Source organism: bacterium, from assembly GCA_040755795.1.
In the GTDB taxonomy this organism is placed as follows: domain Bacteria; phylum UBA9089; class CG2-30-40-21; order CG2-30-40-21; family SBAY01; genus JBFLXS01.
The window spans coordinates 1-5616 of the sequence record JBFLXS010000264.1; the positions used below are offsets into that span (position 1 = coordinate 1).

Annotated in this window: 7 protein-coding genes; all 7 read right to left on the reverse strand. The window is 34.4% G+C overall.

Going from position 1 to position 5616, the window contains the following annotated elements:
* Positions 1-276: 276 nt before the first annotated feature.
* On the reverse strand, positions 277-486 hold the full coding sequence (locus AB1414_14295; protein ID MEW6608593.1) for a nucleotidyltransferase domain-containing protein: 210 nt from the start codon (positions 484-486) through the stop codon (positions 277-279).
* A 52-nt stretch (positions 487-538) separates the two neighbouring features.
* On the reverse strand, positions 539-1366 hold the full coding sequence (locus AB1414_14300; GenBank protein MEW6608594.1) for a class I SAM-dependent methyltransferase: 828 nt from the start codon (positions 1364-1366) through the stop codon (positions 539-541).
* Complete coding sequence (locus AB1414_14305) at positions 1350-1850, reverse strand: hypothetical protein (GenBank protein ID MEW6608595.1); 501 nt, start codon at positions 1848-1850, stop codon at positions 1350-1352. The genes AB1414_14300 and AB1414_14305 overlap by 17 nt, the downstream gene beginning before the upstream one ends.
* The gene (locus AB1414_14310; GenBank protein MEW6608596.1) at positions 1837-2178 is read right to left on the reverse strand and encodes a nucleotidyltransferase domain-containing protein; all 342 of its coding nucleotides are present in this window, start codon (positions 2176-2178) and stop codon (positions 1837-1839) included. The genes AB1414_14305 and AB1414_14310 overlap by 14 nt, the downstream gene beginning before the upstream one ends.
* Positions 2175-4070, reverse strand: coding sequence for an asparagine synthase (glutamine-hydrolyzing) (gene asnB / locus AB1414_14315; GenBank protein ID MEW6608597.1), 1896 nt, complete (start codon positions 4068-4070; stop codon positions 2175-2177). The genes AB1414_14310 and asnB overlap by 4 nt, the downstream gene beginning before the upstream one ends.
* A 6-nt stretch (positions 4071-4076) precedes the next feature.
* A complete protein-coding gene (locus AB1414_14320) occupies positions 4077-5030 on the reverse strand; it encodes a glycosyltransferase family 2 protein (protein MEW6608598.1) in 954 nt (317 codons plus the stop codon).
* Positions 5031-5429: 399 nt separating this feature from the next.
* A partial coding sequence (locus tag AB1414_14325; protein MEW6608599.1) for a hypothetical protein occupies positions 5430-5616 on the reverse strand: 187 nt, incomplete at its 5' end.

A 5616-nucleotide genomic window follows, 5' to 3' on the forward strand; every position in this document is an offset into this window, starting at 1 on the left:
AATCAATCCTGCTCCAAATATCCACATCCATATCTTGCTCACCCTTTTCCCTTCTCTGGAAGAATTCCCTTTGTGAAATCCTCTAAACGAGAAAAAAGAGTTGATACAGTAGTAATTTGAAAATCCCCTAACTAATTCCCTCCCGTAATAGCAAATTATGTAACTCCTTACTATTTACTATTATCGGCAGAAAACCATTTTAAGATAATACTTCTTAATATAAAAAACCTGAAATATAGGCTTGAATTTACTCAAAATAAAATTAATGACTTCTAATTAAGGAGTGTCGAAATCAGCGTTTGAATAATCTTTGGTCACTATTAAAATATCAATATCAGAATCTTTATCTGCAGTTCCTCTTGCCTTTGACCCAAACAATTTTATGAAGGAGATATTATCTCCAAGAGATTTTTTAACATGGTTAACAAAAAGCTCTATAGCTAATAATTCCTTTTTATTCTTTATGCGGAGTCTTTTTTGTGGCAATTGATTTTTTCCTCCTTTGGCCGACCTGGTAGTGTCAAAAACTGTCGCGGCATCATTGTGCGATTATTTTTTTAAAAAGATATTCATTATTCATCAAACCATTATTATTCTTGAGATTCATCAATTCAAATCCTTTCTTCTTCATAAATTTAAAAATCTCACTCACCGAGGCATATTCATAAGGATACCCACCAAGCCAGTCTTTAATATCAATATGCCATGACATTCCTCTTAAAGAAATATGGTTTCTAATCTTCTTTATTGGGTTGTTAAAGGTCAATAAATAAGCTAAGATTAAAAAGCCCATAACACCAAAATCTATCAAATTTTGGACAAATGCTGGCAATTGTGAATATATTCTTTTCTCTATCTGCCAGAATTTGGATGGTCCAAATCTACCATCAGGATAGATTCCCACTCCATCTGCCTTGTTGTAAATAGCGATATATAACAAACCATCTTTATTGACTAAATAAGTAGCATTTTCAATAGCCTGCCACATATCTCCAGTATGATGTAATACCCCCCATGAATAGACAATATCAAAGGTTCCTAATTTTTTTATCAAACCCTCATCCAGAACTGACCCTTCAAATATCTCCCAATTAACAGGAGAACCTTCCTGTTGCCACAAGGTTTTAGCACATTTGACAGAAAAAGGGTCTACATCAAAACTCACTACTTTTGATGTCCCAAGTCTTAAAGCAGCCAGAGAAAATAATCCACTCCCACAACCAATGTCCAAAAAGGTTTTTCCAGTTAAATCATTTATCTCTAAGAATTCGCATAATGACCGTTTTGCTTCTTCTATCCTTTTATCGTTAAGATACATCTTAACAAAATTTTGCCAATTCTTACCAAAATCAAATACCTTCTTCATTTTCACCTCTTCGCCGTAGAAGATTTGCAAAATCAATTATCTCTTTTATGATTTTATCCCCTTTATCCTGGATGGTAATATTAAGTTCATCTACTCTTTCTTTATCCAATTCAAAACCATAGATATTTCTAAATAGATGTCTGAAGGCAAGGAGTTTCTTAAGAAGGCTATAACTTTCTTTAGAAACTACTGCGGGACGAACACCCTTTATTTCCAAAGACATCTGATGAAGTAAACGATAATGCCAATCTTCACCAGGTGGAATGCCCCCATTTAAATCGTTAGCAATCTTTTTAAATACCTTCTCCAATCCAGTATATATATCATGGATAATCGCTGATTGACCTCGGCTATCTAAGAAATCAAACTCTTCTCCTTCTTCAATCATCCTACATACCATTGCATTTTCTACAAATAATTCCCTTATCTTTTTTACTTCTTCTTCTATTTCACTGGCTAAAGTATAAGTTCTAACCTCTTTCATAGATACTCAATCCTTTTTCTTTAAGCATTTGTTTGAATTTTTCGCTTATCTTTTCTGTAAGGATAAGGTCAACCTTAAATGATGAGTTAACTAATATTTCACCGTATGCTTCTAAGAGGTCTTTATCTTTTAATCCACTAACTGCTATATCTATATCTGAGTGGGAAGAAAAACAACCTTTCTTTAAAGTTGAGCCAAAGAGAATAACTTCTTTGACATTATATTCATTTGTTAGAAAAGAAGCAATTCTATCAGCTTCTTTCAAAGCTCTTTTCCTGCTTTCTTCACAAACTTTATTCACTACCTTGAAGAAATCATATCTTTTCATTGTTTCCCTTTGATATACTTTTCATACCATAACTCAAACACCAGTAATGTCCAGAGTCCTTTTCGGTTATCTTTTTTATTTTCAAAATGGTCAGTTAGAAGTTGTTTAATATAGTTGTAGTTGAAAAAACCTTCCTGTTTAATCTTTGATTCAGCAAAAACATCTAAGATAAATCCTTTTAATTCCTGTTTAAACCATTTGGCAATAGGAATACCAAAACCCTTTTTCTTTCTATTGGCAATCCCTTTGGGTAATAGGTTATTAACCGCCTGTTTAAGGATATATTTAGTTGTCAGGTTCTGCAATTTCAGGTGTGGGGGTAGATTAGCCACGAATTCTACAAAGGTATAATCTAAAAACGGTGCTCTTACCTCTAATGAATTAGCCATACTTGCCCGATCAACTTTGGCTAAGATATCCTCCTGTAGATAAAACTTCATATCTAAGTAAAGCAATCTCTCAAGCAAGGATTGGGCGTCAGTTTTTGCAAGATATATCTTTATATCTTCAAAAGTATCATTTTTAAGTATATCACAAACTTCATTAGAAAGCAAGTCTTTTTTTTCTTCCGGACTAAAAGAGCCAAGCCAGATATAATTTCGGATTTCTGAAGGATAAGGAATACCGGAGATAAATTTCTTTGTCTGGAAATCAAAACTGATATTTGAAGTTGATACAGGTAAGTGACTAATTACCTTCTCAATCATGGATTGCCGAATTATTGAAGGAATCTTTTCATAAAAACCTGCTAATCTATGAGCTTGATAGGTTGGATAACCAGCGAATAATTCATCACCACCATCACCGCCTAAGGTTACAGTAACATATTTCCTGGTAAACTTTGAAAGTAGGTAAGTTGGGATAATTGAGGCATCTCCAAGTGGTTCGTCTAAAACATCAGCTATCACCGGGACAAGTTCTATTAATTTGTTGGGACTTAGTATTTCTTCATAATGAGAAGTGCCAAAGTATTGAGCAACCTTGCGGGCATAACAGGATTCATCAAAACTCTTGTCTTCAAAACCAATAGAAAAGGTTTTAACCTGCCCGGGCACTAATTCTGACATCAAGGCAGTAACCGTGCTTGAGTCAATACCTCCACTCAAGAAAACACCTAAAGGCACATCACTTATCAATCGCCTTTTAACTGCATCCTTAAGTAGAGATAAGAGTTCCTCTGCATATTCTTCTTCAGATTTTATCCTCTCATCATGCTTAAAACTAATATCCCAGTACTGCTCTGTTCTCAATTCTCCTGCCTGATTTATAGTTAAAATATGTCCTGGGGGAATCTTCTTGATTTGCTTAAAAATGGTTTGCGGTGCAGGAATATATTCATAGGTAAGATATTTATCTAATGAAGTCAAATCAATCTCTCTATTTACATCCGGATGGACAAGAATCGCTTTTATCTCTGAACCAAAGATAAATTGATTATTTACTCTTGCATAATGAAGTGGTTTAATGCCAATTCTATCACGGGCTAAAAAGAGTCTATTCCTTTGTTTATCCCGGAGGGCAAATCCAAACATACCATTGAGTTTTTCTACACATCTCGTCCCCATTTCCTCATAGAGGTGAACGATAACTTCCGTATCGGTCTGCGTATAGAAACGATGACCGTTTTTTTCTAAAGACTTCCGTATTTCCTGGAAATTGTAAATTTCGCCATTATAAACCACCCAGATAGTTTTATCTTCGTTATGAATAGGTTGATGTCCGGTAACAAGGTCAATAATATTTAATCTTCTCATCCCCAAGCCAATGTTCTTCTCTACATAAATTCCTTCCTCATCAGGTCCTCGATGACGAATTACTTCACACATCTGGTGGACGATTTCCTGCTGAACTGTTTTTTCTCCCCAGGTCAAATAGCCACAAATTCCACACACCTTTTTTTATCCCCTCTCAAGATTTATTATTTTTTTAAGTAGATAGGTAGATTTGTTTTGAGATTCATAATAGGTTCTAATAATTATCTCCGCTAACAATCCTAACATACCCAATTGCACCCCGAGGATAAATAAGAAAACGGATAGGAGTAAAAGTGGATTTCTATGAACCCAGACACCATAGGCATATTTTTGAAAGATGACAACAGCACTTATCATTATTCCTGAAAAACATAACAGGATACCAAATCCACCAAAGGTATAGATAGGTTTGGTGCCATAAGAACCAAGAAATTTCAATGTCCAAAGGTCCAGAATAACCTTTATGGTTCTTGAAAGACCATATTTCGTCTTACCATAGCGTCTTGGATGATGAGTAACTACTATCTCACTTATTTTAGCTCCACCCCACCAGGCGGCATAAACCGGGATAAACCGATGCATTTCACCATAAAGCTTAATATCTTTTATTATATCTCTTTTATATGCCTTGAGTGTGCAACCATAATCATGGAGATGAACTCCAGTCACCATAGAAATTAACTTGTTAGCTAAAACAGAAGGAATTTTTCGTGTGATTAACTTATCCTGGCGATTCTTTCGCCAACCACTAACTACATCATATCCTTCATCTATTTTTTCAAGAAGTCGGGATATATCTTCCGGGTCATTCTGTCCATCAGCATCCATTAGGATTAAAATATCTCCTTGAGAATATTCAATTCCTGCTGATATAGCGGCTGTCTGACCAAAATTCTTGCGAAATTGAACAATCTTTACCCTTTTATCTGCTTTAGCCATCTCTGATAGAATTTCAAAACTACTATCCTTACTCCCATCATCGACATAAATTATTTCATAGGACTTATTTAGTTTAGTGAGGACATTGGTTATCTTGGAATGAAGTTTCGGTATATTCTCTTCTTCATTATAGACCGGAAGTATAATCGATAAATCCATAATGATTTTATTATATCATAAACCTTTCTAAAAAGCAACTATTTTTTAATTTTGTCTGATAAATCGTCAGTTTAAGTTTAGCATATTAGGATATTTGATGTCAAGAATAAAAAAATACATTTTCAGGAAAATTTCAACCTGTGAAATAGGTATATTTGGGACGGTTCCTTTTATCGTTTTTCCTATGATTCCTTTTGAATATCACTTGTAAGCGTTCACAGAAAGTTGAAATTGGAAATTGGGCTTTTAGTTCCTTCCCTAATTTCTAATTTCCAATTTTAACTTCATTTTCTAACCGCAATCTTTCAAACAAAAGTGAACCGTCCCGAAATTTCTGTCTCTGGTAAATAGATTTTAATTTTTTCTCTGCGTCTCTGCGGTAAAGGATTACCTGAACGGTTACTCTTTAAGATAATAAAGGCTATATCTTTTAAGAGAAACATAAAGTGGTTGATGCCATATGCCAAAAAAGTCGGCTAACTGCTTCGGATTGTAAAACCCAAAGAAATGAGCTAATGAGAGAAACATAATTGTCTCAAAAGCTATCCGTTGCTTTTGGCGGAATTTTTCCTCAAATACAACAAAA

Bases quoted from the DNA above. Each gene is read 5' to 3' on its own strand.
- AB1414_14300 (MEW6608594.1), bottom strand. From the start codon at position 1,366: ATGAAGAAGGTATTTGATTTTGGTAAGAATTGGCAAAATTTTGTTAAG.
- AB1414_14305 (MEW6608595.1), bottom strand. From the start codon at position 1,850: ATGAAAGAGGTTAGAACTTATACTTTAGCCAGTGAAATAGAAGAAGAA.
- AB1414_14310 (MEW6608596.1), bottom strand. From the start codon at position 2,178: ATGAAAAGATATGATTTCTTCAAGGTAGTGAATAAAGTTTGTGAAGAA.
- AB1414_14320 (MEW6608598.1), bottom strand. From the start codon at position 5,030: ATGGATTTATCGATTATACTTCCGGTCTATAATGAAGAAGAGAATATA.